Origin of the sequence: Actinomadura fulvescens (assembly GCF_039533225.1) — a bacterium.
GTDB classification, from domain to species: domain Bacteria; phylum Actinomycetota; class Actinomycetes; order Streptosporangiales; family Streptosporangiaceae; genus Spirillospora; species Spirillospora fulvescens.
On sequence record NZ_BAAATD010000002.1, the window covers coordinates 1,093,429 to 1,117,211 of the forward strand.

21 protein-coding genes are annotated in these 23,783 nt (G+C 72.5%); 8 read left to right on the top strand and 13 right to left on the bottom strand.

What is annotated here, in order from left to right:
• Positions 1–36 precede the first annotated feature (36 nt).
• Genes ABD333_RS11660 through ABD333_RS11670 form a run of 3 tightly spaced genes read left to right on the top strand, consistent with a single transcriptional unit; the run spans position 37 to position 2,413 of the window.
• Positions 37–1,257: a serpin family protein gene (locus ABD333_RS11660; RefSeq protein ID WP_344540345.1), complete on the top strand. Its 1,221-nt coding sequence runs from the start codon at positions 37–39 to the stop codon at positions 1,255–1,257.
• A gap of 33 nt (positions 1,258–1,290) precedes the next feature.
• Positions 1,291–1,911, top strand: a complete 621-nt coding sequence (locus tag ABD333_RS11665) for a histone deacetylase (RefSeq protein ID WP_344540347.1) — start codon at positions 1,291–1,293, stop codon at positions 1,909–1,911.
• Between the two features lie 46 nt (positions 1,912–1,957).
• Entirely contained in the window at positions 1,958–2,413 is a 456-nt protein-coding gene (locus ABD333_RS11670; protein ID WP_344540349.1) for a peroxiredoxin, read from the top strand.
• Between the two features lie 49 nt (positions 2,414–2,462).
• On the opposite strand, the gene ABD333_RS11675 is transcribed toward ABD333_RS11670, so the two are convergent.
• Positions 2,463–4,106, bottom strand: a complete 1,644-nt coding sequence (locus tag ABD333_RS11675; protein ID WP_344540351.1) for a CocE/NonD family hydrolase — start codon at positions 4,104–4,106, stop codon at positions 2,463–2,465.
• A 130-nt stretch (positions 4,107–4,236) separates the two neighbouring features.
• Here ABD333_RS11675 and ABD333_RS11680 point away from each other — a divergent pair, with 130 nt between their 5' ends.
• A complete protein-coding gene (locus ABD333_RS11680) occupies positions 4,237–5,301 on the top strand; it encodes a mechanosensitive ion channel family protein (RefSeq protein ID WP_344540352.1) in 1,065 nt (354 codons plus the stop codon).
• Here the strand turns inward: ABD333_RS11680 and ABD333_RS11685 are convergent.
• A complete protein-coding gene (locus ABD333_RS11685; protein ID WP_344540353.1) occupies positions 5,298–5,804 on the bottom strand; it encodes an ATP-binding protein in 507 nt (168 codons plus the stop codon). The two genes, ABD333_RS11680 and ABD333_RS11685, sit on opposite strands and share 4 nt — an antisense overlap.
• A 142-nt stretch (positions 5,805–5,946) precedes the next feature.
• Here ABD333_RS11685 and ABD333_RS11690 point away from each other — a divergent pair, with 142 nt between their 5' ends.
• Positions 5,947–6,435 carry a cupin domain-containing protein gene (locus ABD333_RS11690; RefSeq protein ID WP_344540355.1) on the top strand — a complete coding sequence of 163 codons (489 nt, stop codon included), beginning with the start codon at positions 5,947–5,949 and terminating at the stop codon, positions 6,433–6,435.
• A 3-nt stretch (positions 6,436–6,438) separates the two neighbouring features.
• Here ABD333_RS11690 and ABD333_RS11695 read toward each other — a convergent pair whose 3' ends face one another.
• Genes ABD333_RS11695 through ABD333_RS11705 form a run of 3 tightly spaced genes read right to left on the bottom strand, consistent with a single transcriptional unit; the run spans position 6,439 to position 9,417 of the window.
• Positions 6,439–7,941: a hypothetical protein gene (locus ABD333_RS11695; RefSeq protein WP_344540356.1), complete on the bottom strand. Its 1,503-nt coding sequence runs from the start codon at positions 7,939–7,941 to the stop codon at positions 6,439–6,441.
• A gap of 27 nt (positions 7,942–7,968) precedes the next feature.
• Complete coding sequence (locus ABD333_RS11700) at positions 7,969–8,829, bottom strand: cytochrome c biogenesis CcdA family protein (protein WP_344540358.1); 861 nt, start codon at positions 8,827–8,829, stop codon at positions 7,969–7,971.
• Between the two features lie 6 nt (positions 8,830–8,835).
• Positions 8,836–9,417 (bottom strand): redoxin domain-containing protein, encoded by a 582-nt coding sequence (locus ABD333_RS11705; RefSeq protein WP_344540360.1) that lies wholly within the window; start codon positions 9,415–9,417, stop codon positions 8,836–8,838.
• Positions 9,418–9,564: 147 nt separating this feature from the next.
• Between ABD333_RS11705 and ABD333_RS11710 the strand changes: the two genes are divergently transcribed.
• Positions 9,565–10,374: an SAM-dependent methyltransferase gene (locus ABD333_RS11710; RefSeq protein ID WP_344540361.1), complete on the top strand. Its 810-nt coding sequence runs from the start codon at positions 9,565–9,567 to the stop codon at positions 10,372–10,374.
• Between the two features lie 21 nt (positions 10,375–10,395).
• On the opposite strand, the gene ABD333_RS11715 is transcribed toward ABD333_RS11710, so the two are convergent.
• From ABD333_RS11715 to ABD333_RS11740, 6 genes are all read right to left on the bottom strand, one after another.
• On the bottom strand, positions 10,396–11,808 hold the full coding sequence (locus ABD333_RS11715) for a DHA2 family efflux MFS transporter permease subunit (protein WP_344540362.1): 1,413 nt from the start codon (positions 11,806–11,808) through the stop codon (positions 10,396–10,398).
• Between the two features lie 123 nt (positions 11,809–11,931).
• The gene (locus ABD333_RS11720; RefSeq protein ID WP_344540363.1) at positions 11,932–12,552 is read right to left on the bottom strand and encodes a GOLPH3/VPS74 family protein; all 621 of its coding nucleotides are present in this window, start codon (positions 12,550–12,552) and stop codon (positions 11,932–11,934) included.
• A 3-nt stretch (positions 12,553–12,555) separates the two neighbouring features.
• Positions 12,556–12,795 (bottom strand): type II toxin-antitoxin system antitoxin, encoded by a 240-nt coding sequence (locus tag ABD333_RS11725; RefSeq protein WP_344540364.1) that lies wholly within the window; start codon positions 12,793–12,795, stop codon positions 12,556–12,558.
• Positions 12,796–12,798: 3 nt separating this feature from the next.
• On the bottom strand, positions 12,799–13,725 hold the full coding sequence (locus tag ABD333_RS11730; RefSeq protein WP_344540365.1) for an SPFH domain-containing protein: 927 nt from the start codon (positions 13,723–13,725) through the stop codon (positions 12,799–12,801).
• A gap of 25 nt (positions 13,726–13,750) precedes the next feature.
• Positions 13,751–15,349: an MFS transporter gene (locus tag ABD333_RS11735; protein WP_344540366.1), complete on the bottom strand. Its 1,599-nt coding sequence runs from the start codon at positions 15,347–15,349 to the stop codon at positions 13,751–13,753.
• A gap of 78 nt (positions 15,350–15,427) precedes the next feature.
• On the bottom strand, positions 15,428–18,568 hold the full coding sequence (locus tag ABD333_RS11740) for an AfsR/SARP family transcriptional regulator (RefSeq protein ID WP_344540367.1): 3,141 nt from the start codon (positions 18,566–18,568) through the stop codon (positions 15,428–15,430).
• Between the two features lie 49 nt (positions 18,569–18,617).
• Between ABD333_RS11740 and ABD333_RS11745 the strand changes: the two genes are divergently transcribed.
• On the top strand, positions 18,618–19,040 hold the full coding sequence (locus ABD333_RS11745; protein WP_344540368.1) for a limonene-1,2-epoxide hydrolase family protein: 423 nt from the start codon (positions 18,618–18,620) through the stop codon (positions 19,038–19,040).
• A gap of 79 nt (positions 19,041–19,119) precedes the next feature.
• Here the strand turns inward: ABD333_RS11745 and ABD333_RS11750 are convergent, their stop codons facing one another.
• Positions 19,120–22,554: a phosphodiester glycosidase family protein gene (locus ABD333_RS11750; protein WP_344540370.1), complete on the bottom strand. Its 3,435-nt coding sequence runs from the start codon at positions 22,552–22,554 to the stop codon at positions 19,120–19,122.
• A gap of 212 nt (positions 22,555–22,766) precedes the next feature.
• On the opposite strand from ABD333_RS11750, the gene ABD333_RS11755 reads away from it, so the two are divergent.
• Positions 22,767–23,363 (top strand): hypothetical protein, encoded by a 597-nt coding sequence (locus ABD333_RS11755; protein ID WP_344540372.1) that lies wholly within the window; start codon positions 22,767–22,769, stop codon positions 23,361–23,363.
• Positions 23,364–23,488: 125 nt separating this feature from the next.
• On the opposite strand, the gene ABD333_RS11760 is transcribed toward ABD333_RS11755, so the two are convergent.
• Positions 23,489–23,650 (bottom strand): hypothetical protein, encoded by a 162-nt coding sequence (locus tag ABD333_RS11760; RefSeq protein WP_344540373.1) that lies wholly within the window; start codon positions 23,648–23,650, stop codon positions 23,489–23,491.
• Positions 23,651–23,783 lie beyond the last annotated feature (133 nt).

The following is a 23,783-nucleotide window of genomic DNA, read 5'->3' on the forward strand; positions in this document are numbered from 1 at the left end:
CTGACGTCCATGGCTATCCTGCGCACGAGCACAGCAATGGGATGTTTCGCCGCCCTGGCTCTGACCGCCGCGTGCGGGTCGCAGAGCCAGGACGCCGGCACCGTCCGCGGCGTGGTCGCCAAGGTGCCTGCCGCCGATCCCCGCCCCTATGCCGACGCCGACTCGGCGTTCGGGCTCAGGCTGCTGAAGACGTGGTGCGGCGACGATCCGGCCGCCAACGTGGTCCTGTCGCCCAGCAGCCTGGCCAGCGGGCTGGGCATGGTCCACCTGGGCGCCCGCGGGCAGACCGCCGCCGCGATGGCGGGGACGCTCGCCCTGCCCGCCGGCGACCCCGTCCCGGGCCTGCACGCCCGTAACCAGGCGTTCAAGGGCCTCGGCGGCAAGAACGTCACGTTCACCACCACCGACCAGGTGTGGTCAGACCGGCGCTACAAGCCGGACCAGGCCTATCTCGACCAGGTCGCCACGGCCTACGACGCCGGGCTGAAGCTGCTCGACATCACCGGCGACCCCGAGGGCGCCCGCAAGACGATCAACGAGGCGGTCAAGAAGGCCACCGGCGGCCAGATCGGTGACCTGCTGCCCAGCGGGACGGTCGGCAAGGACACCGGCTGGGTGCTCACCGACGCCGTCTACCTGAAGGCCGACTGGGCGGCGCCGTTCAAGACGAGTGGCACCGCGCCCGGGCCCTTCACCACCGCCGCCGGGCGGAAGGTCACCACGGACATGATGAGCCGGGAGGGCACGTTCGGCTACGCCCGCACGAAGGGGTGGACCGCGGTCGACCTGCCGTACACCGGCGGCAGGCTGAGCATGACCGCCCTGCTTCCCGACGCCGCCGGGGGCGGCTGCCCGGGACTGGACGCCGGCACGCTCCGGCAGGTCACCGGGGCCGTCAAGCCCGCACAGCTCGCGCTGCACCTGCCGAAGGTGAAGCTGAAGTCCAAGGCCGACATGAAACCGCTGCTCAGCCGCCTCGGCATGGGCGTGGCGTTCGGCGACAAGGCGGACCTGACGGGCATCTCCCCGAACGCCAAGAAGATCCAGTTCGTCCGGCACGCCGCGACGCTGCGCGTGGACGAGAAGGGCACCGAGGCCGCCGCGGCCACCGGCACCGGGGTGGGGGTCACCTCGGCACCGCCGGAGCCGGCGGTGAAGGTCGTGTTCGACCGCCCGTACCTGATGCTCGTCCGCGACACCAGGACCGGTGAGCCGCTCTTCCTGGCCCGGGTGGCCGACCCTTCGAAGGAGTCGTGAGCGGGCGCCCGGCGTGGCGGGCATGCTGGCCGGGTGGACACCGACCTCCTGTGGTACGTGGCGTACGGCTCGAACCTGTTCCGTGAGCGGTTCGCGTGCTATCTGGCCGGGGGCCGTCCGGAGGGCGGCGCCCGGCACTACACCGGCTGCCGGGACACCCGTCCCGCCCGCGCCGAGCGGCCCGTCGACCTGCCCGGCGGGATCTTCTTCGCGCTGACGTCGCTGACGTGGGGCGGGGGGATGGCGTTCTACGATCCCGCCCTGCCCGGCCGTGCCGCCGCCCGCGCCTACCTGCTGACCAGGCAGCAGTTCTGCGACGTCATCTCCCAGGAGATGCGCCGTGAGGTGGGGGAGGACCCCGACCTGTCGGAGGCGCTGACGGCAGGCGGACGGCGGCGGCTCGGCCCCGGCCGGTACGAGACCGTCGTCAACGTGGGGGAGCGCGATGGGCACCCGATGCTCACGTTCACCTCCCCCCACGGCGCCGAGCGCGCCGAGCTCAACGCGCCCACCGCGCCGTACCTGACCATGCTCGGCAACGGCCTGCGCGAGGCGCACGGCTGGCCCGCCGAGCGCACCGCCGCCTACCTCGCCGGATGCCCCGGAGCGCGCGGGGCGTGGTCGGACACCGAGATCCGGGGTCTCCTGCGGTGATGGGCGTCACGGCCGTCGCCCGGGCCTTTGGGATAGCGTCATCGGTATGAAGGCCGGTGACGTGGTTGACGACTTCGAACTGCCCGACGAGACCGGCACGCCGCGGACGCTGAGCGGCCTGCTGGAGCAGGGGCCGGTGGTGCTCTTCTTCTACCCGGCCGCGATGACCGCCGGATGCACCGCGGAGGCGTGCCACTTCCGTGACCTCAAGGCCGAGCTGGCCGAGCTCGGGGCGCATCCGGTCGGGATCAGCGCCGACTCCGTCGAGAAGCAGAAGCGGTTCTCCGACGAGCACGGCTTCGGCTACCCGCTCCTGTCCGACACCGATGGGGCCGTCCGCGCCGCGTTCGGGGTCAAGCGCGGCATCGCGCTCGCTCCGACCAAGCGCCAGACGTTCGTCATCGACACCGACCGCCGGGTCCTCGAAGTGATCAAGAGCGAGATCCGGATGAACGCGCACGCCGACAAGGCGCTGGAGGCCCTGCGCCGCCGTGGCGGCTAATGGGTGCTGTCGCCGTGGCGGCTGATGGGTGCTGCCGTCTGGCGGGCGCCTAGCGCGGCAGGACCGGCAGGACGACGGCCGAGGGGCGGCCGGGAGCGTGGAAGATCTCCTGGTCGGCGGTGACCAGGTGGGTCGCGGTGCCGATGGGTTCCCCGGTGCCGGTATTGCGCGCCACGCGCGGATAGGCCCCGCTGCAGACCTGCACGCGGATCCGGTGGCCCGCCTGGAAGCGGTGCCCGACCGGCCACAGCTCCACCGCCACGTGCCGGACGCCGTCGCCGTCGGGCTCCGGGGTGCCGGGAACGAGGCGCCGCATGCCCTCGCACAGGTTGAGCGAGGTGCCGTCGGGCGCGACGTCGCAGAGCCGCACCACGAAGTCCGTGTGCTCCCGGTCCGACCTGATGTGGAGCTCGGCCGAGACCGGCCCGATGGCCTCCAGGTCCTCGGTGAGTTCGGCGGAGGTGAAAGTCAGCACGTCACGGCGGCGTTCCAGGCGGCGCTGGTCGGTCTGCGGGCGGGTGTCACCGAGCAGCGTCGGGCCGCCCAGGAACGGCGTCGGATGCGCGGGGTCGTAACGGTAGGAGTCCGGCTCCGACTCGGGCGGCGCGTCCGGTGACAACCCGCCTCCGGGCTGCAGGTTCCAGCGTTCCTCCCGCATCCCCGGGACCGGCCAGTCCGGGAAGTCCCGCCACTCGCCCGCGCCGGTGACGTACAGCCGCACGGGCTCGTCCCGCAGCACGTCCGGTTCGTCGAGCAGGTGCGCGCGGAACCAGCGGATCGACTCGCTGATCGAGTCGCGCATCATCTTGGCGTCGGCGTGGAACCACGGCCCGATGGTGAGGTACGGCCGGTGTCCGCCCGCGCGCAGCGCCGCGTAGTCCTTGAGCTGCCAGGGCAGGAAGATGTCGTACCAGCCGCCGGTCATGTTCACCGGGGCCCCGACCTGCGACACGGTCGGGCTGAAGTCGCGCTTGTCCCAGAACGGCGTGTCCGGGCCGTTGGTGAGCAGATCCTGGAAGAACCGCTGCGTGGTGCCCGTGGCGAGCGAGTCGAGCTCGGCGAGCGGGCGGCCGGACAGCGTCGCCCGGCGGGCCCGCCGCGGCGACATGATCCCGGTGGTGATGCCCGACAGCGGGTGCTTCATCCGGGCCGTGAGGTCCACCCAGATCAGGGCGGACTCCAGCGCGAACGTGCCGCCGACGTTCACCGCGTCCCGGAACGTCGAGGCCGTCACCTGCATCGACAGCGCCCTGAGCTCGGGCCCCGCCTCGGCGGCCAGGGCCCACTGCACGTAGCCGAGATAGCTCGGGCCGTGCATGGCGAACGTGCCGCCGAACCACGGCTGCGCTTTCAGCCACTCGACCGTGGCCAGCCCGTCCTCGCGTTCGTCGAGCGGTTCGAACACCCCGCCGGAGCCGAACCCGCCCCGGACGCTCTGCACCACGGCCTGGAACCCGTGCGAGGCGAACGTCTGGCCGCACATCAGCCCGAACGGCCCGCGCCGCCCGTACGGGGAACGCACGAGGACGACCGGCGCACGATCGACGTCCGCGGGCGCGTAATGATCAGCGAGCAGCGTCACCCCGTCGGCGACCGGCACGTCGAGATCCCGCCGCACGGTCACCCGGTGGGGGCCGTTCGGCAGTCCCAGCGCCGAGACCCCCAGGCGGCGCATGAGTCCCAGGCCTTCCATGGAAATGATCGTAATCGGCCGTCCTGGGGGATGGTCCCCCGGTGTGCCACGGTTCACTACCATCGGTCGAGGTTGGGGGAAATGCCCTGCACGGGTGATCTACGGGTCGCCGGGAAGGAACGATGCGCGGATGTCCGAACCGACGTGGGCCCAGATCATCTCCTCGATCAGCGTGGTGGTGGGGGCCCTCGTCCTGGCGGTCGTGCTCCGCGTCGCCGCGGGGCGGCTGACCCGCCGGGCGGGCGACACCCGCTGGGCGTGGGACGACCTGATCGCCAAGCTGCTGCACGACCTGGCGATCCCCGTCGCCATCACCGGCGGCGGCTGGATCGCCACGCTGATCCTCGAACCCGAGGACGACGCGCGCAACATCGTCGCCAAGGTCCTGTCGGCCGCGATCATCCTGGCGGTCACGTTCGCGCTCGCCCGGCTGATCGCGGGCATCGTGACCTCGGTCACACTGGCCCGGCAGGGGCCGGACTCGTCCATCACGATCTTCGGCAACATCACGCGGGTGATCGTTATCGGCATCGGCCTGCTGGTGATGCTGCAGGGCCTCGGGGTGTCGATCACGCCGCTGCTCGGCGCCCTGGGCGTCGGCGGTCTCGCCGTGGCCCTGGCGCTCCAGGACACCCTGGCCAACCTGTTCGCGGGCGTGCACGTCCTGGCGTCCAAGACCATGGAGCCCGGCGACTACATCAAGCTGAGCAGCGGGCAGGAGGGGTACGTCGTCGACATCAACTGGCGCAACACCTCGATCCGCACGCTGTCGGACAACATCGAGGTCATCCCCAACGCCGAGTTCTCCAAGTCGATCCTGACCAACTTCCACCGCCCCGCGCAGGACATGTCGCTGCTGGTGCAGGCCAGCGTCGCCTACGACAGCGACCTGGAGCGCGTGGAGAAGGTCGTGACCGAGGTCGGCGCCGAGGTCATGAACGAGGTCGAGGGCGGCGTGAAGGACGCCGAGATCCTGGTGCGGTTCCACACGTTCGCCGACTCCAGCATCAACTTCACGGTCATCCTGCGGATCAACGAGTTCGGGGAGCAGTTCCGCATCAAGCACGAGTTCATCAAGCGCCTGCACCGCCGCTTCCGGGCCGAGGGCATCGAGATCCCGTTCCCGACCCGCCAGCTCCTCCTGCCGAACGGCCAGGCCAAGGACCTGGCCGCCCTCGACCGCCCGTACGGCTAGAACCCGAACTCCTCCAGCCCGGGCACGTGCGGGACGTCGTCGAGATCCACGCACTCCGCTTCGGCGAGCCTGGGGCCGAGCGCGCCGGCCTTGAAGCGCAGTTCCTTCTCCATGGAGACCAGCGCGCCCTCCCGGGGACAGGCCTGGAAACGGATGTCGTCGGCCAGCGCCTTCATGATCAGCAAGCCCCGCCCGTGCTCGCGGGCCGGTCCGGTGTCCCGCTCGCGCTCCCGCTCGGCCACCTCGGCGTCGAAGCCCTTCCCGGCGTCGAGCACGTTGATGACGCAGTGCGTGTTCGTGATCATCGCCTGCACCGCGTAGGCGTCGCCCGCCTCCGCGTGCCGGATGACGTTGGTGCAGGCCTCGGTGAGCATGAGCTCGATGTCGACCTGCACGATGTCGTCGATTCCCAGGGCCTCCAGCGAGGAGGCCAGCAATCCCCGGGCCACCGGCACGCTCGCCGCGTCACGCGGGAGCTGCAGTTCGAGACTGAACAGCAACACCGTCTCCGTTGGGACGACTACCTGGCCACCATGTCCCCCGGGAAGCCCCGCTTAACCACCGGCGAGGCGGCGGGCGGCCGGGGCGCGGGGGCGGTCGCGTTCGGGGGCGTGATCGAATGGAGGTGGACGCGAGGAGGATCGGATGTCGTACCCGGCGGAGCTTTACCACGGCGACCAGGGAGAGGTGAGCGGCACGCTCTGGAAGGGCGACTCCCCGCCCGACCTGGTGATCGGAGGGCGCACGAACGTGCACTACCTCGCGACCGGCGCGTCCACGGGCGGGCAGTACGGCCTGTACCGGTGGGACATGGGGGAGCAGCCCGGCGGTCCCGGTCCGCACTTCCACAAGACGATGTCCGAGTCGTTCTTCGTGTTGTCGGGCGTCGTCGGCCTGTACGACGGGGACACCTGGATCAACGCCGTTCCGGGGGACTTCCTCTTCGTTCCGCCCGGCGGGATCCACGCCTTCCGCAATCCGGAGGGGCCCGCCTCGATGTTGCTGCTGTTCGCGCCGGGAGCCCCTCGCGAGAGCTACTTCGAGGAGCTCGCGGAGGTCGCGGCGAGCGGACGCCGGCTCGGCGAGGAGGAGTGGGCGGACATCTACCGGCGCCACGACCAGTACATGGTCTGATCCCTACTCGACGGGACGTCCCTCCAGGAGCAGCCGGAGGCGTTCTCGTACGTCGGCGTCCGGCTCCCGGGCGAGCGCGGCGGTGACCGCGTCGCGCGCCTGCGCGGGCCAGGCCGACTCGTCCCAGGCGGCGAGGGTGCGGATGGCCATGTTGCGGTTGCGGACGACCGGGCTGGCCAGGCCCGCGGCGACGATCGGCCAGCCCTGGCCGGGCCATTCGCCGAGCTTGGGCAGGAACGCGTCGAGGCACCGGTGCGGTGCGAAGTCCGGGCCGAAGCCGTCCTCCTCGGCCGGGCCCGTCGCGATCAGGGTGAGCGGGAGCAGGTCGGTGGCCAGGTCGAGCACCTGGCTCAGCGTGCCGGTGTCGGCCTCCTGCATGGACGAATGCCAGTGCCGCGGGTCGTACGGCTCGTCCCGGACGCGGTTGAGGTGCGCCTGCAGCGTCGGGACGCCCAGCATCCGGCACGCCCGGGACGCCCGGTAGAACTCGGCCTCGTCGGTCGAGGCGAGCCCGAGACGGGCGAGGTCGGCCCAGAGCGGGCGCTGGAGGATCTCGGCGCACCGGTCGGCGAGATGGGGCCAGTGCTCGGTCGCGTACGTCTGCAGGGAGCGGACGGCGAAGTAATGGCGCAGGTCGTCGGCGCGCGTGGCCATGTGCCCGAGGAACAGCCCGGCGGCGCGCTCGCCGTCCTCGTAGCCCGAGATGCCCTCGACGGGCCCGCCGTCCTCGCACAGGACGTCGAAGAGGTCGCTCGCGGCGATGAGCAGGTCGTCGTCCGGCGCCGCGGCCAGCCGTCCCGCCAGGTCGCCCGAGGTCGCCGCCGCCCCGGCCAGGTACTGGTCCATCACGTCGTTGCGGAAACCCTCGCGCAGGATCCAGTCGCGGATCAGCGGGTCGCCGGTGTCGGCCAGCCGTTCCACCACGTGGATGCGGCCCCAGCCGGTGACGTTACGCGCGAGGTCCCACAGATCGGCCTCGACGTCGCCCTCGCGGTTGGCCAGCGCGACCATCGCGAAGATCGTGAACTCGTCGTGGCGGCCCAGCGTCATGAGCTCGTCGCGGTGGTGGTCGGCGGAGTAGAGGCCGAGCAGCGCGATCCCGAGCTTCACCGCCTCGCGGTCGCGGGCCTCCGTGGCGAGGCGGTAGGCCAGCCGGTAGACGTCCTCCGGATCGAGGCCGGACCCGCGCACCCAGCCGAGCAGGTCGTCGACGAGCGAGATCACGCGCATGCCGCGCACGGTCTCGACGAGGGCGTCGTGGCCGGACCTGCCGCGCACGGCCGCGGCCAGCGCCTCGCACAGCCGTTCCAGCTCGCGAGGTTCGGCGGAGCCGCCCCAGTGGTAGAGCAGCACGCCGTCCTGCGCGCCCGGCGCCCACATGGTGCCGGAGCCGTCGTCGGGCAGGACGTCGCCGCCCTCCCGCAGCCCCGGCCCGTCCGCCGGTACGTGCGCGCTGATGTGTTCGAAGATCGAGGTGGGCCTCGCCTGCCGCCGCCTGCGGAACATCCGGACACTCTAGGGCGATCGACCTGGTCAGGGCATCGTGTTTTTTCCCGCTCGCCGCCTGAGCAGGCGCGTTCCCGCCACCGCCGTGACCAGCAGGACGGCGAGGGCGGCGGCCACCCAGCCGGCGCCGATCATGTCCAGCCGGTCCGACACCGTCCCCTGGATCTCGGTGGCCGCGCCGACGACCGGGTCGTCGGCGGCGCCGCCGGCGTTCACGCGCAGCTCGTACCAGCCGTAGTAGACGATGTAGATCCCGGCGGGCAGGAGCAGGCCGCCGCTCACCCGCGACACGTACGGCAGCAGGCGGCGCAGCCGCGCCACCGCCGCCGCGCGGGCGAGCGCCACCATCATCGCCAGCAGGCCGACGATCAGGCCCATGCCGACGCCGTACGCGACGAAGGCGGCGAGCCCTTCCACGATGCCGCCGCCGCCCGAGACGAGCCCGGTCACGGCGAGGAACGGCGCGATCGTGCACGACAGGGAGGCCACCGCGTACGACGCCCCGTACCCGTACAGCGCGAGCAACGACCCCGACGGACCGCCGCCCGTCCTCAGCCGGGGTACCCGGACGAGCAGCTCACGGCCGGCCAGCAACCACACGCCCAGCACGCCCAGCGCGAGCCCGACCACGATCGTCGCCCAGGGCAGGTACTCCTGGATCGAGGTCGTCGCCACGGAGATCACAAGCCCGAACGTGCCGAAGACCGTCACGAACCCGGCCGTCATCGCCGCCGACAGGCGCGACGCCCGCCACACCGCCGCCGTCCAGGCCCCGTCCGTTCCGGGTGCGGCGACGAGCAGGGCCAGGTACGAGGGGAGCAGTGCGAAGCCGCAGGGGTTGAACGCCGCGACGAGCCCGGCCGCCAGGGCGAGCGAGACCGTTTCCATGTCCGGTCAGCCGCCCGTGAGGGCCTTCACGCGGCTGTCGAGCTCGTCCTCGCCGAGCGGCCCCGAGGCGCGCTCGACGGATCCGTCCCGCTTCATGAACAGGAACGACGACTGTGACGTGACCTCGAAGTGCTTGTAGAGGTCGCCGCCGCGGTCGTCGAGCTGGGTGAGGCCCGCCGTGCCGGTCCGGCTCACGAACCTCTCCAGCTCGCCCTTGTCGCGGGAGAGCCCGGCGATGCCGACGAACGCGACCCGCCCCTTGTGGCGCTCGGCCGCCTTGGCGACGGCGGGGCCCTCCGACTGGCACTTGGGGCACCACGGCGCCCAGAACCAGAACACCACCGGCCGCTCGGCCAGGCTGGACCCGGTGAACGGCTTGCCGTCCAGCGTCTTCCCCTCGAACTTCAGGCGTTCCGGCATCGACCGCAGCCGTTGCGACGGCGCGCCGGACGGTGCGCCCGAGCCGGGAGCGGCGGCGCCCGGCGCGGACGTCGTCGGCGCTACGGTGGCGGCGTCGTTCCCGTCGTCCGACCCGCCGCAGGCGGCGAGCGCCAGCATGCCTGCGACTAGCAGCGAAAGCTTCCTCATGCGGCCAGGCTAGTGAGCGCCCGCCCCGCAGGATCTTACGAACCGGTGACGGTGCTCCGGGTAACGGCCGGATTAGGCGGTTTCGCGGGACGTGCCGCGCCAGGTGTGGTTCGATCATCGAACGGATCACGAGGGGAGCGACGACGGATGAGTGAGCCGGAGGCGGCACCGGCGGGTATCGACACCTCGGTGCCGAGCCTCGCCCGGATCTACGACTTCTTCCTCGGCGGGAAGGACAACTTCGCCGTCGACCGGGCCGTGGCCGCGGACCTCGTCAAGATCGTGCCCGCCGCCGGGATCGTCGCCGAGGCCAACCGCGGCGCGCTGCGCCGCGCCGTGCGCCACCTGGTCGGCGAGGTCGGCATCCGCCAGCTCATCGACGTCGGGTCGGGACTGCCCACCGCCGAGAACGTGCACGAGGTCGCGCACGGCATCGACCCGGGCGTCCGGGTCGTCTACGTCGACAACGATCCGATCGTGCTCGCGCACGGGCGGGCGCTGCTCGCCGACAACGCGACCACGACCGTGATCCAGGCCGACGCGCGGCGGCCCGCGGAGATCCTCGAACACCCCGACACCCGCAAGCTCATCGACTTCGACCGGCCGGTCGGCGTCGTGATGGCCGGGATCCTGCACCACATGGCGGACGAGGAGGACCCCGCCGGGGTGGCCGCGGCGTTCCGGGACGCCCTCGTGCCGGGCAGCCACATCTTCATCTCGCACTTCTGCGACCCCGGCGACGACCCGCTCGTGGACGAGATGCGCGCGGTGCTGCGGCGTGACCAGGGCGGGTTCGAATACCGGCCGCGCGAGGTCGTCGAGAGCTACTTCGCCGGTCTCGAACTCGTCGAGCCGGGTCTGGTGCAGCTGCACGAATGGCGTCCGGACCCGGAGGCGCGGGAGCAGGAGCACGAGCTGCAGCGCTTCATGCTCGCCGGGCTCGGCCGCAAGCCGTAGCCCGTCCTCGGCCCGCTCTCCTCAGCCGGCCGTGCTCTCGCTGAGGCGCCGGTTGGTGAGTGAGGCGAACGTGGCGATCAGCGACGCGATGAAGAGCACGGTGAACGCGCGGTGGTAGCCGGTGATCAGGTCGCCCAGCTCGCCCGGCGACAGGCTCGCGGCGGCGCCCCCGTACAGCAGCCGCCGGTCGGCCGCGGCCAGCGCCGACGTGGCGAGCATGAGGCACAGCGCCGCGCCCATCACGTTCCCCACGTTCAGCAGGGTCATCCGCAGCCCGTTGACGACACCGAGCCGTTCGGACGGGACCGCCGCCAGGACCGCGGCGGTGTTGCCGGTCGTGAACACGCCGCTGCCGACGGCGACCAGGATCAGCGACAGCGCGATCAGCGTGTAGGGCGTGTCCTCGTCCAGCACGAGGAACGCGAGGAGCATCCCGGTCGTGGCCGTCGCCGAGCCCGCGGCCGCGATCGTCCGGGAGTGGACGCGCCGGCCGAGGAAGCCCCCGATCGGCGCCGCGACCATCCCGGCGAGCGGGCCGGGCAGCACGGCCACGCCCGCCTCCGCCGGTGTCATCCCGTTCACCGCCTGCAGGAAGAGCGCGATCAGCAGGACGCTGCCGAACCTGCCGAGGTTGTTGCAGAAGGCGGCGGCGTTGGCGAGCGAGAAGTGCCTGTCGGCGAACAACGTCACGTCCACCAGGGGAGACCGTGCGCGTCGCTGCCGGACCGCGAACAGCGGCAGCAGGACCGCGAACGCGGCGGCGCCCGACAGCGACACCGGGGTGGTCCAGCCGTGCGAGCCGCCTTCGGACAGCGTGAGGACCAGCCCGCCGAGCCAGCCGCACAGCAGGACCGCGCCGATCACGTCGATCGGCTCGCGGGCGCCGGGCGGCACGCGGGGCAGTGACCGGGCGGCCCAGGCCAGCGCGGCGACGCCGAACGGCACGTTGAACCAGAACACCCACCGCCAGCCGGCGGCCTCGGCCAGCAGGCCGCCCGCCGACGGGCCGATCAGCGGGGCCGCGGTGAGGACGCCGAAGTAGACGCCGAGCCCCTCGCTGAGCCGCGCGGGCCCGAACGCGTGCGCGATGATCGCCGTGCCGTTCGCCAGCAGCACCGCCCCGCCGCACGCGGCCACCACGCGCAGGGCGATCAGCACCTCGATCGTCGGCGCGAACCCGGCCAGCAGGTTCGCCGCCGTGAAGATCGAGAGCCCGGCCAGGTACAGGCGCCGCCGCCCGAAGACGTCCGACAGCCGCCCGCACACCATGAGCAGCGACGTCTGGACGAGCATGAACCCGAGGACCAGCCAGCTCGACGCGAACGCGCCCGCCTCGAAGTGCCCGACCACGACCGGCAGGGCGATGGTGAGCGTGGTCAGGTTGACCACGAGCAGCAGGGTGCCGAGCGTGACGACCGAGAGCACGCGCCACATCGGACACTCTCCCGGGGGGTCGGCGGCGCGACATTCCCAAAGCGGCAGGCCTGCCGGGCTCGGTTCTAGATCGTCTGCCAGCCTCACCCGGGAGCGCGGCGGCTGTCAATGGAGGGCGGGCGGTCAGCCGGCCGCCGCGGCGTACTGCGCCTGGATCACCTTGCGGACCGCCTTGGCCGCCGGGCCGCTGCGGGCGGTCAGCTCCTCGATGCGCCGCTTGTGACGGCGCCGGTCGGCGCGGGGGAGCACGGTCCTCAGGTCGCCGGCCGCCGCCAGGGCCACGGCCGCCGCGTCCAAGCTGTTGACGTGCGCGACCGGCTTGCCGCGCAGCGCCGAGGAGGCGCCGCCCCAGAGCGCCTTCACCACGCGGGCGTCACGGACGGTGACGCGGGTGGCGGGGATGAGACCGAGCAGGCGGTAGGGCTCCACGCGGATCCAGCCCTCCCGCGCGAGCTCGGTTCGGACGGTGCGCACGAGCGCCCGATGGTCCTTGCGCACCCAGTGCTGCCAGGAGCGCGGGCGCGAGACGGAGATCTGGTCGAGTACCCCGTACGGATCGTCGCCCGCCGTCTCGACGCACGGCCTGCCGCCCTTCTCGCCGAGCCGGCCGTCGAGGTAGAGCTCGGTCAGCGCGGCGCCGCGCAGCACGTAGCCGAGCTGCGACCGCGCCGTCATGCGCTCCTTGGTCACGTCGTAGGCCAGCAGGAACATCCGGGCCGGCAGGGAATCGGGCACCTCGACCATGAGCTACTCCTCGTCCGCGTCCGTGTCAGCGCCAGCGACACTGTCGATTGTCTTGGGTGGCCGTCCCGGGCGCCGCATCCGCCCCACCTCTCCGGGCATCCGCCCGGCGTCGGCCAGCGCGCGACGCAGCAGGAACTCGATCTGTGCGTTGGTGCTGCGCAGCTCGTCCCCCGCCCAGCGGGCCAGCGCGTCGTGGACGGCGGGGTCGAGCCGCAGCAGGATCTTCTTGCGTTCGGTGGCCACGGACTAGTGGTAGAGCGATCCGGTATTGACCACCGGCTGTGCGTCCCGGTCGGCGCACAGCACCACGAGCAGGTTGCTGACCATCGTGGCCTTGCGCTCCTCGTCGAGGTCGACCACGTTGTGCTCGTCGAGCTTCTCCAGCGCCGCCTGCACCATGCCGACGGCGCCCTCGACGATCTGCTTGCGGGCCGCCACGACCGCGCCCGCCTGCTGGCGGCGGAGCATGGCCTGGGCGATCTCCGGCGCGTACGCGAGGCTCGTGATCCGCGACTCGATGATCTTCACTCCGGCCGAGGTCACCCGGGCGGCGATCTCCTCCGACAGCATCGCGGTGATCTCGTCGGCGTTCTCGCGCAGGGAGATGCGCTCGGCGGAGTCGTACGGGAAGCTGCCCGCGATGTGCCGGACCGCCGCCTCGGTCTGGAACGCCACGAACTCCACGAAGTCGTCCACCTCGAAGATGGCGCGGGCGGTGTCCTCCACCTGCCACACCACCACGGCGGAGATCTCGATCGGGTTGCCGTCCAGGTCGTTGACCTTGGCGAGCCCGGTCTCGTGGTTGCGGATGCGGGTCGAGACGCGGCGCCGCTGCGTGATCGGGTTGACCCAGCGCAGCCCGGGGGAGCGGAGCGTCCCGACGTACCCGGCGCCGACGAGCTGGAGCACCCGCGCCTGGTTCGGCGCCACCGGCGTCAGCCCGGCGGCCACCGTGACGCCGGCGAGGACGAGGAGGACCGCGGCCACGACGGCGGCGACGCTCGCGGGACCGGTGCTGTTGACGCCGAGGGCGAAGAGCCCCACGCCCGCCACGACCAGGAGCACGGCGAGCAGTGCCATCGGCCAGCCGCTCGTCTCGCGGGCGAGGCGCTCACTGATCTGCGGCGGCGGCATGTCCACCGAGGCGGCGGGGTCGAGGACGGGTTCGGTCATGGGGATCCTCCTTGGGCTATGGGCATCAATCTAGCAAAGTGATATCACTTTTTCTATTCGCGGGGAGGAGCTCCTCGTCCGGGGCGTCCTCGATGACCTTCGGCACGTTGCGGAGCGTGACCAGGGCGCTCACCGCGACCAGCCCGGCGAACGCGGCGCTGAAGAGCATCGACGCGTGCATGCCGTTCACGAACGCGGCCCTGGCGGCGTCCATGACCAGGGCGGCGAGCTCGGCCGGCAGCGCGGCGGCGGCCTCGGCCGCGCCCGCCAGCGAATCCTCGGCGGCGTGCTCCACCTCGCCGGGCAACCCCGCCGGGAGGTCGACGGTGCTCCGGTAGACGGCGTTCAGCACGCTGCCGAGGATCGCCATGCCGAGCGCGCCGCCCAGCTCGTTGGCGGTCTCGGAGATCGCCGACGCCGCGCCCGACCGCTCCTTCGGCACCGAGGCGAGCACGGTGTCGGAGGTGACGGTCATCGCCAGGCCCATGCCGAGCCCGGCCAGCACCATCAGCGGCACCATCGCCGGGTAGCCGGTCTCCAGGCCGACCAGCAGGAACCCCGAGTAGGCGGCGGCGGACACGAGGAGCCCGGAGGCGGCGACCCGGGCGCGGCCGAGGGCGGCGATCAGCGGCGGGGCGAGCGCCGCGCCGCCCACCATCGCGCCGAGCGCCCCCGGCAGCCCCGCCAGACCCGCCTTCAGCGGCGACCAGCCGAGCGCGAGCTGGAAGAAGAACGAGAAGATCAGCGACTGCGCGACCAGCGCGAACATCGCGAACATGCTGGTGCTGACCGCGCCGGTGAACGCGCCGCGCCGGAACAGCCGGACGTCGATCAGCGGATCGGCCGCCCGGACCTGCCGCCGCGCGAACACCACCAGCGCGGCGAGACCGGCGAGCGCGGCCACGCCGGCGTCGGCCTGGCCCACGCCCTCCACCGCGACCTCCTTGATCGCGTAGACCACTCCCAGGATCCCGATGATCGACAGCGGCACGCTGACCAGGTCGAGCCGCCCAGTGACCAGGTCGCGCGACTCGGGCAGCACGACGATCCCGGCGATCAGCGCCGCCGCCATGAGGGGCACGTTGATCATGAATACCGAGCCCCACCAGAAGTGGTCGAGCAGCGCGCCGCTGACCACCGGCCCGAGCCCGACGGCGAGCCCGCCGGCGCCGAAGAAGACGCCGACCGCCATCGTGCGTTCCTTCGGGTCGGTGAACGCCCGGCGCATCAGCGAGAGCGCCGACGGCATGAGCGTGGCGCCCGCCACCCCCAGCACGCCCCGCGCGGCGATGAGCAGCTCGGCGGTCGGCGCGTACGCGGTCACCGCGGAGGCCGCCGCGAACAGCACGGTGCCGATGAGCAGCAGCTTCTTGTGGCCGATCCGGTCGCCGACGCCGCCCATCGTGATCAGCAGCCCGGCCAGCACGAAGCCGTAGGCGTCGGCGATCCACAGGATCTGGGCGGCCGACGGCCGCAGGTCGGCGGTGAGGTGCGGCACGGCCTGGTTGAGCGCGGTCAGGTCGAGGTTGGGGACGATCGCCAGCAGAACGCAGATCGCGAACGTGCCCCACTTGCGGGCACTGGAGAACGGAGCGGAGTCCGCGGGAAGGGTGGGGGTGTGCATGCGGTCAGCGTGGGAGACGCCGCTGACCGCGGGCGCACCATCCGCTGACCGCCCGTGTGCCGCTGGCCGCCGGTGTGCTCAGGCGTGGGCGAGGGCGAGCACCTCCTGCCGCGTCATCGCCGCTCCGCGGTCCCAGGCCGCTTGGAACGCGGCGCCGTCCAGCCGTTCCCGGACCTCCGCCGTGACCCGGATGATGTCGTGGGCACTGCCGGCGAGCTCCCGGATGACCCTGGTTCCCGCAAGGAGCGTCGCCGCCCGGACCGCGTCGCCTTCCGCGAGGGCGATGGCGGCCATGCCCGCCACGGCCTCGGCCAGAGTCTGGGCGTAGACGTTGCCGTACTCGTTGTCGACCGCCGCCAGGAAGTGTGCGCGCGCCGCGTCGAGGTCGTTTTCGGTCACCGCCAGCCAGCCCAGTCCGAGGCGGGCGCGCGCGCCGTTCTCGGTGGTCCAGCCCCAGTCGGCCCCCGAGCCCGCCAGCACTTCCTCGTACAGGTCCCGTGCGGCGGCGATATCACCGCTGAGACGGGCGACGTCGCCGAGCCCCTGCCGCGCGGTCCGCACCTTCTGCGGCGAGCCGGACCGGACGGCGAGCTCGGCCGCCCGCTCGTACTCGGTCCGCGCGGTGGCCAGGTCCCCGCCGCGGATGAACACCTCCGCGCGCCGCCGCAGGAGGTCGACCATGTCCTCCAGCACGCCGAGCTGCTCGACGAGGGCGAACGCCTCGTCCAGCAGCGCCAGGGACCGGTCCAGGTCGCCGCGCAGCTCCGCGATCATGGCGAGGCCGTCCAGCGTGTTTGCGATGCCCCAGCGGTCGCCGAGCGCCCGGAACCGCGTGAGCGCCTCCTCGAACGCCGGTCCGGCGACGTCGAACTCCCCGCTGAAGATCCACTGGTAGCCGGAGCTGAAGCCGTCGAGCGCGTGCAGCCAGGGCTCGGAGCTCGTCGCCAGCTGCCGCCGTCGCTCGTCGATCTCCGTGCGGTCGGGGATCGGGTTGGACATCGCCCACAGGACCAGCACGCTCACCCGCCTGGGCAGGGCGGTCATGCTGGCGTAGTCCATCACCGACTCCGCGGCGCGCATGTAGTCGGCCGTGGCGTCACCGAGCGCCCCGCTCGCCCCCGCGGCCACCACGCACAGCACGTACTCCTCGGCGAGCCCTTCCGGAGGCTCGGTGCCGTAGTGCCTGAGCAGCGCGGCGGCGGGCGATCCCAGCTCGCTGCGGACGCCGCGCAGCCACCAGTACCAGGACAGCGCGCCGACGAGCTGCATGGCGGTCGCGGGCTCGGCCCGTACGGCCCAGCGCAGCGCCACATGCAGGTTGTCGCCCTCGCCGGCCAGCCGCACCATCCAGTCGAGCTGGTCGGCGCCCCGCAGCCCGGGCTCGGCCCGTTCCGCCAGATCGAGGAAGTACGCGGCGTGCGCGCGCCGGAGATCCTCCTCCTCGCCCGCCTCGGCCAGGCGTTCGGCGCAGAACGCCCGCACGGTCTCCAGCATCCGGTAGCGCCCGCCGTCGCTCTGCACGAGCGACTTGTCCGTGAGCCCGGCCAGCAGATCGTCCACCTCGTGGGGGGACGGGCCGCAGACGCGCGCGGCCGACTCCAGCGTGAACCCGCCCGCGAAGACCGTCAGCCGCCGTGCCAGCTCGCGCTCGCTGTCCGCGAGGAGGTCCCAGCTCCACTCCACCACGGCGCGCAGCGTCTGGTGCCGGGGCGCCGCGGTGCGGTTGCCGCGCGACAGCAGCCGGAACCGGTCGTCCAGCCGGGCCGCGATCTCCTCGACCGGCAACGACCGGAGCCGGGCCGCCGCGAGCTCGATCGCCAGCGGCAGGCCGTCCAGCGCCGTGCAGATCTGCCGGACCGCGTCCAGGTTGGCCGCGGTGATCGCGAAGTCGGGCCGCACGGCCGCCGCCCGGTCACCGAACAGCCGCAGCGCCGGCGAGCCGAGAGCGTCCTCCAGCCTCGCCCCGGCGGCGGGCAGGCCCAGCGGCTGCAGCGGCAGGATCGCCTCGCCGGTGATGCCCAGCACCTCACGGCTGGTCACCAGCACGCGCAGGCCGGCGGACGCGGTGAGCAGCCGATGCGTCAGCCTGGCCGCTTCATCGACCACCTGCTCGCAGTTGTCGAGGATGAGCAGCAGCCTCCGGTCGCTCACCGCCGCGACCAGCCGTTCGACCGGCTCGGGCCGCTGCTCCGGGACGGCGGCCTGGAGCCCGTGCTCGCGTACGCCGAGCGCGCCGAGCAGGGCCTGCGGAAGCTCCGCTCCCTGCGCCACCGCCGACAGGTCGACGAAGCAGACCTCGCCGTCCTCGCGGGCCCCCGCCTCGATCGCCAGCCGCGTCTTGCCCGTGCCGCCCGGCCCGAGGAGCGTGACCAGGCGGCCCTCGCCCAGCAGCTTCCCGACCCGCGCGAGCTCCTCCTCACGCCCGACGAACGTGGTCAGCTGCGCGGGCAGCGGCGTGAGCCGGGCCGTCCGCGCCGCGGGGGCCGGCGCCGTCAACTCTCCCCGCAGGATCGCTAGATGCACCGCGGCCAGGTCCGCCGAGGGGTCCGCGCCGAGCTCCTCGGCCAGCCGCTCCCGCACGTCCTCGTACACCGCGAGCGCCTCGGCCTGCCGCCCGCTCGTGGACAACGCCCGCATGAGCAGCCCGCGCGCCCGCTCCCGCAGCGGATGCTCGGCCACGAGCTCCTGGAGCCGGGGCAGGGTGGTGTACTCGCCGAGGCCCAGCTCGGCCTCGGCCAGCTCCTCGACGGCCGCGATCCGCGAATCCTCCAGCCGCGCGGCCTGCCCCGCCACGAACGGAGCCGTCAGGTCGGCCAGCGCGGGCCCGCGCCACAGCGCGAGCGCCTCCCGCAGGAGCTCCGCCGCACGCCCGTGATCGCCGCCCGCGAGCGCGCCGCGCCCCTCCCTGACCAGCCGCCCGAACCGGTGAAGGTCGACGTCCTCCGGATCGGCGACGAGCCGGTAGCCCGTGGCCCGGCCCTCCACCAGCTCCGCCGCGCCGAGCCCCCTCCTGAGCCGTGAGACCTGCGACTGGAGCGCGTTCGCGGCGCCGCTGGGCGGCTCCTCGCCGTAGAGGCCGTCGATCAGCCGCTCGGCGGGCACCAGGCGGCCGGCGTCCAGGGCCAGCAGCGCGAGCAGCGCCCGCACGCGGGGACCGCCCAGCGTGAGGGGCCGTCCGTCCCGCCGGACCTCGACCGGACCCAGGATGCCGAATCGCATGGCCCCGATTGTCCACTAGCGTGAGGGAACCCGAGCTACGGAGCCCGCCATGTCCGAGATCAAAACCGTCCAGGACTTCCTCTCCGCCCTCGAGGATCTCGACATCGACCGCGCCCTGACCTACGCGGCCCCCGAGATCGTCTACCAGAACGTCCCGCTCCCGGCCGTCCGGGGCCTCAAGGCCTTCGAGCGGACCCTCCGCCTCATGGGCCGCTACGGCACCGGCTTCGAGGCGCGCGTCCACAACATCGCCGCCAACGGCCCCGTCGTTCTCACCGAACGCACCGACGTGCTCCAGGCGGGAGCCTGGAAGGCCGAGTTCTGGGTCTGCGGCACCTTCCAGGTCGAGAACGAGAAGATCGTGCTTTGGCGCGACTACTTCGACTGGGCCACCCTGCTCACCGCCAGTGCCCGGGGCGGCCTCACCGCACTGGCGTCGGCGGTCGCCACCCGCATGAGGGCGCCCCGCTGACGTCGCCCGCTGACGTCGCCCCGCTGGCGTCTCCGGCGGCGCCAGGCCCGCGAGTCGGACGGACCTGGCCCCGCCGGGATCAGGCCGCCGGACGGGCCGCGGCGGCCGCCACGGTGATCGTGGCCTGGCGGGACACGCCGTTCACCTTCACCGCGATCGTCACCTGTCCGGTACGGAGCCCCTTCAGCCGGCCGGTGGCCGGGTCGAAGGCCGCGACGTGCCACGGGCGGGCGGTCTCCGGCGTGCCGAGGTGGAGGTCGGGCGAGCCGCTCCAGTCCGCGCTCATCGGGTAGGTCAGCGGCAGGTCACGGCCGTTCTGCCGGAGGACGACGGGGACGTCTGCGCTCGCGCCCGCCCGCACCGACGCGGGCGCCCTGAGCGTGAGGTCGTCCACGTGCGGGCGCACCTCGGCTCGCAGCCAGCGCGGCGCCGGCAGGAACGGCGCGCGGCGCGTGCGTTCGATCTCGCCGCGCGTCAGCGGGTCGACGCCGAACATCGTCCAGCCCGTGAACCCGCCGCTCGTCACCGGAGCGTCCGGGTTCTTGCCGGAGTTGCCGTTGACGAACGCGTGCACGCCGTCCACCCGGGAGGCGTTGAAGACGCCGACGTGGGCGTTCACCATGGCCGCGCCCTTGCCGGTCGACCGCCGGAACTCCGCCAGCCACTGCTCCAGGAGCGCGGCCTCCTTGCGGTCGGCGAGCTGGCTGTTCTTGCTCGGCAGCGGGTCGCGCGCCGGGTGGTGGCCGAACGCCATGACGGAGTTGATCGACGGGTCGCGGCGTGCGCCGTCCAGCGCGTCCTTCAGCATCCGCAGTTGCTCGAAGGAGCTGGTGCGGTACGTGCCCGTGGAGGAGTCGAGCAGGACGAACCGCGTTCCCTTGTGGTCGAACGTGCGCGACGGTTCGCCGAACACCTTGCGGAAGGGTCCGATGTCTCCCGAGCCGTAGACCTCGTGGTTGCCCGGCACGTAGTAGTACGGCAGCCTCCCGCCGAGCTCCTCGTCCAGGATCTTCTTGGCCAGCGCGAAGTCGGCGTCGTACCCGGTGTCGACGAAGTCGCCGTTGATCACCAGGAAGTCGGGTTTGGCGGCGAGGGCCTCCCGCAGCGTGCGGCGGGCCCGCTCGACGTACACGCTGCCGGGGTCGGCGGCCACGAACTGCGCGTCGGACACCACCGCGAACCGCCACCTGCTCCCGTCCGCCGCCGTGCCGTCCCGGATGACCAGCGGGTCGGCGGGCGCCGGGCTCGCGGGCGGCGTCTGCACCGACGGCGGCACCTTGGCCACGAAATCGTCGATCAGCACCTCGCCCGTGTACTTGCGGTTGGCGCTCGTCTCGATCGTGTAGAAGCGGTTGACCCTGATCGGATACGCGACGGCCGGCGGCACCGCCATCTCCACGTAGCGCCAGCCCTGCCAGGTGATGTAGGGCCCGTAGAGGGAGTAGGTCTGGTCGTTGGCGTCAGTGATCGTGAACGCCGTCCACTCGCCCTTCTGGTTGCCGTGGACCCAGGCTCCGAGGGCCTGCGGCTGCCCGGGCACCTCGATGGGCCGCGGCGGGTAGGCGTAGGCGGTGCGGGTGGCGGTCGACTGCGTGAAGTCGTACGACAGCTTCAGCCCGGCGCCGGTGCGGCCCTCCGCCACCGGCTCGACCTTGCCGGTGCCCCGCGCCGACCCGAACCGCCACTGCGCGCCGTCGTCGAAACCGGCGATCGTCCTCTCCTCCAGCCCGACGCTGATCGGCAGAGCGGTCTTCACACCCTTGACGTCGATCGTCACCAGCGTCGATCCGGAGGCCTTGCGCGGCGTCGCCGTGAACGTGCCGCCCTCGCCCGGCCTGATGTCCAGGAGCGAGGTGTCGTAGGTGAGCCTGGTGTCGGACGGCTCGACCGGGGCGGTGAAGCCCTCCTTGTCGAAGCCGACGACGCCGAACGTGCCGCGGCCGTCCTGCCCCGGGATCGTCACCCGGTCGACGGTCGCGCCGATGCGGGCCAGCGGGTTGAGGACGGTCAGGCGGACGCTGCCGCGTGCCCTGCCCTGGACGGCCGACACGGTGATGTCACCGGCGACGCGTCCCGTGAACGTGCCGTCGCGGCCGACCGTCCCCTCGGCTCCGTTCGCGGTCCAGCGCGGCTTGGCGGCCACGGGGCCCTGCGCCTCGTCGTGGCCGCGTGCGACCAGCTTCCGCCTCAGCCCGGGGAACACCCGGTCGGGGCGCCCGCCGCGGGTCGGCCCGACGCCCGGGGCCTGCAGGGGATCGGCGACCGGCTCGACCCAGAAGCCGGTGAGCCTGCCGCTGCCGTCGGCGTACAACCCGATCCCGTTCGGGGTGGGGCGTTCGGCGCCGTCGGACGGCTGGTTCTCGACCTGTCCGCGCGCCTGTCCCGGCTCGCGCGCCAGCATCGTGGACGAGCCGCCGCCGTCGAGGTTGAGCGCGTCGTGGGCGCCCGCCTCCTTCATCAGCGCGGCCATCTCGGCGAGGGTGACGCCGCGGCTGTCGACCTGCCGCCCGTCCACCGTCATCAGCAGCATCGTGCGGCCGTCGGCGGTGAAGCCCACGGCGGTGCGCGGATGGGCGGCCGGGTCGGTGAGCGCGGGGATCCGGCCATCCTTGATCAGCGTCTGGTTGCCGCCGACCGCGAACCGCGCGTCCTTCGCCGACGAACGCGGCCGGTAGGCGAGCCCGACCGGGTCTCCGGGCTTGAGCGTGCGGAGGGTGTCGCCGCCCGCCTCCCGGCCGACCAGGACGAAGCTGTTGGCGGCGATCTCACCGGACCCGGGCGTGGTCCCGACCGAGACGACCTTGCCCTCCGTCACGAGCACCTCGGCCACGCGCTGCGCGCCGTCCGCGATCGACCGGCCGCGGCTGCCCGTTCCCCAGAGGGAGGTGAACGCGCCGATGCCGTCCTTCTTCACGACGTGCGCGTTGAACTGGTCGAGCGGCACCTCGCGTTCGCCGGGCAGCGTGAGCTCACCGTCCAGCAGGATCTGGGCGAGCTGGCCGAGCCCGTCGGACGCCACGCCGACCGTGTCGGCAGGCCAGCCCGGCTTGGCCGACTTGACCAGCCTGCCGCCGTCCACGGCCGCGCCGTTGGCGGCGCCGGTGCCGTTGATGTCGAAGAAGTCGCCGTTCACCCCGGCGATGGCGGCCGTCCGGTCGGCCTGCTTGGACAGGGGCTCGACCGCCGACACCTTCCCTGGCGACAGATAACCGGCCCGCACCTTGGCGCCGAGGCCGACGCTCAGCAGGTCGCCGCGCAGCCAGCCCTTGCCGTCGAGGCGGTCGAACGAGGTCAGCGAGGTGCCGGGCGCGACCGGCCGGGTCCGGCGGCCGGTCTCCAGCGCGGTCCCGGGCGCCGCGGCCGCGGCGGGCAGCAGCAGCCGGTCGACGTCGCGGACGCCGGGCGCCGCGGGGTCGGGCGGACCCGCCAGCGCGGGCTGCGCGAGGCCCGCGATCAACGTGCCCGCCAGGCCGAGCACGGCGGCGGGGCGGGCGATGGATCTCAGTGGGGGCACGAGGCGCCTCCTTGGTTTCCCAGGGGCAGAGCTCCCCAGGTCGAACGTAGCCGAGCCAGGAAACTCCAGCCACACAGCGCGGGGAAGTGCCCCAGATGGCCGTCCGGCTAATTGATCACTACGACTGATCGTCCTCCTGACGCGCCAGCGCGCTGTCGCCGGTTGTCCGAAAGGCCTGAAGTGGCCGCGAGTGGCCACTATGGTGCGTGATCATGTTTTCCTGGCACGCATCCGTCGAAGGCCTGGACGCCACGTTCGGGCAGCCCCTTCACGGACTCGACCTGTCGTTCCTGGGCGGCCGCCTGTCTCCCGAGGTGCACGTCGACCTGGAGGAATGCCTCAGAGCCTCGTTGCAGGCGGCGGAGAACAAGCTCCGCCCGGGCCAGGGCTCGACCATGCTGACCCCGTCCGGCGTCGCCCTGACCGGCTCCGGTTCGCTGACCGTGCTGAGTGACTACGAGGTCGACTTCGCCTACGACGACGAGGCCGTCGGCAAGGCGCTGACCAACATGTTCAGGTCGATCGTCTCCGATGCCGCGGATCTTCGCTGCATGGCCCTCAACTACTACGTGCGGATGAAGGACCCCATGGACGGCGGAGGCCCCCAGGACGTCAGCATGCGGCGCTCGACCGACTGGCAGGACAGGGCGGCCGGGACCCCGCCCGGCTCGGTGGAGGCCGTGACGGTGGATCTGGAGCACCGCGCCGGCGTCGCGTTCGCCGTCTTCATGCCGTACGCCTGGCAACGTTCGGCCCTGCTCGTCGGCGACCTGATCGCCGCCCCCGCCCGCCGCCAGGTCTGGAGCTGATCCGCCGTCGACCGGCCACTTCGGCGCCCGCGTCCTCGGGCGCGAGAAACGTTTCCTGGGGACGAGAAAAGGGGCCCGGCCTTCGCCGGACCCCTTCGTTCTCCCTTAGCCGCGGTCGGGCGCGGTCAGATGCAGGGAGTGCAGCGGCGGCTGCAGTCGGTGTAGATGCAGCAGTAGTGGACGAGGCCGCCGCTACAGGGCGTCGTCCAGCACCTCTGCTGGCAGGCCGCCTGTGCCTCGGCCTTGGGGACCAGCGTGTTCAGCATCCGGTCGATGAGTCGGGTCATACCGGGCTCCTATCTTCGGTTGTTCGACATATATGAAGGACGCATAACGCTTGGCAAGGCCAAATGCAGGCCGAATTCGTTTTCGCACAAGCCCGCACGCACTCGAACAAACGCGAACAAAAGAATGCTTCTC

What these genes read in the sequence shown, in the direction of transcription:
- ABD333_RS11660 (WP_344540345.1), top strand. Translation starts at nt 37, where the DNA reads ATGGGATGTTTCGCCGCCCTGGCTCTGACCGCCGCGTGCGGGTCGCAG.
- ABD333_RS11670 (WP_344540349.1), top strand. Translation starts at nt 1,958, where the DNA reads ATGAAGGCCGGTGACGTGGTTGACGACTTCGAACTGCCCGACGAGACC.
- ABD333_RS11675 (WP_344540351.1), bottom strand. Translation starts at nt 4,106, where the DNA reads ATGGAAGGCCTGGGACTCATGCGCCGCCTGGGGGTCTCGGCGCTGGGA.
- ABD333_RS11680 (WP_344540352.1), top strand. Translation starts at nt 4,237, where the DNA reads ATGTCCGAACCGACGTGGGCCCAGATCATCTCCTCGATCAGCGTGGTG.
- ABD333_RS11690 (WP_344540355.1), top strand. Translation starts at nt 5,947, where the DNA reads ATGTCGTACCCGGCGGAGCTTTACCACGGCGACCAGGGAGAGGTGAGC.
- ABD333_RS11695 (WP_344540356.1), bottom strand. Translation starts at nt 7,941, where the DNA reads ATGTTCCGCAGGCGGCGGCAGGCGAGGCCCACCTCGATCTTCGAACAC.
- ABD333_RS11700 (WP_344540358.1), bottom strand. Translation starts at nt 8,829, where the DNA reads ATGGAAACGGTCTCGCTCGCCCTGGCGGCCGGGCTCGTCGCGGCGTTC.
- ABD333_RS11705 (WP_344540360.1), bottom strand. Translation starts at nt 9,417, where the DNA reads ATGAGGAAGCTTTCGCTGCTAGTCGCAGGCATGCTGGCGCTCGCCGCC.
- ABD333_RS11710 (WP_344540361.1), top strand. Translation starts at nt 9,565, where the DNA reads ATGAGTGAGCCGGAGGCGGCACCGGCGGGTATCGACACCTCGGTGCCG.
- ABD333_RS11715 (WP_344540362.1), bottom strand. Translation starts at nt 11,808, where the DNA reads ATGTGGCGCGTGCTCTCGGTCGTCACGCTCGGCACCCTGCTGCTCGTG.
- ABD333_RS11720 (WP_344540363.1), bottom strand. Translation starts at nt 12,552, where the DNA reads ATGGTCGAGGTGCCCGATTCCCTGCCGGCCCGGATGTTCCTGCTGGCC.
- ABD333_RS11730 (WP_344540365.1), bottom strand. Translation starts at nt 13,725, where the DNA reads ATGACCGAACCCGTCCTCGACCCCGCCGCCTCGGTGGACATGCCGCCG.
- ABD333_RS11735 (WP_344540366.1), bottom strand. Translation starts at nt 15,349, where the DNA reads ATGCACACCCCCACCCTTCCCGCGGACTCCGCTCCGTTCTCCAGTGCC.
- ABD333_RS11740 (WP_344540367.1), bottom strand. Translation starts at nt 18,568, where the DNA reads ATGCGATTCGGCATCCTGGGTCCGGTCGAGGTCCGGCGGGACGGACGG.
- ABD333_RS11745 (WP_344540368.1), top strand. Translation starts at nt 18,618, where the DNA reads ATGTCCGAGATCAAAACCGTCCAGGACTTCCTCTCCGCCCTCGAGGAT.
- ABD333_RS11755 (WP_344540372.1), top strand. Translation starts at nt 22,767, where the DNA reads ATGTTTTCCTGGCACGCATCCGTCGAAGGCCTGGACGCCACGTTCGGG.
- ABD333_RS11760 (WP_344540373.1), bottom strand. Translation starts at nt 23,650, where the DNA reads ATGACCCGACTCATCGACCGGATGCTGAACACGCTGGTCCCCAAGGCC.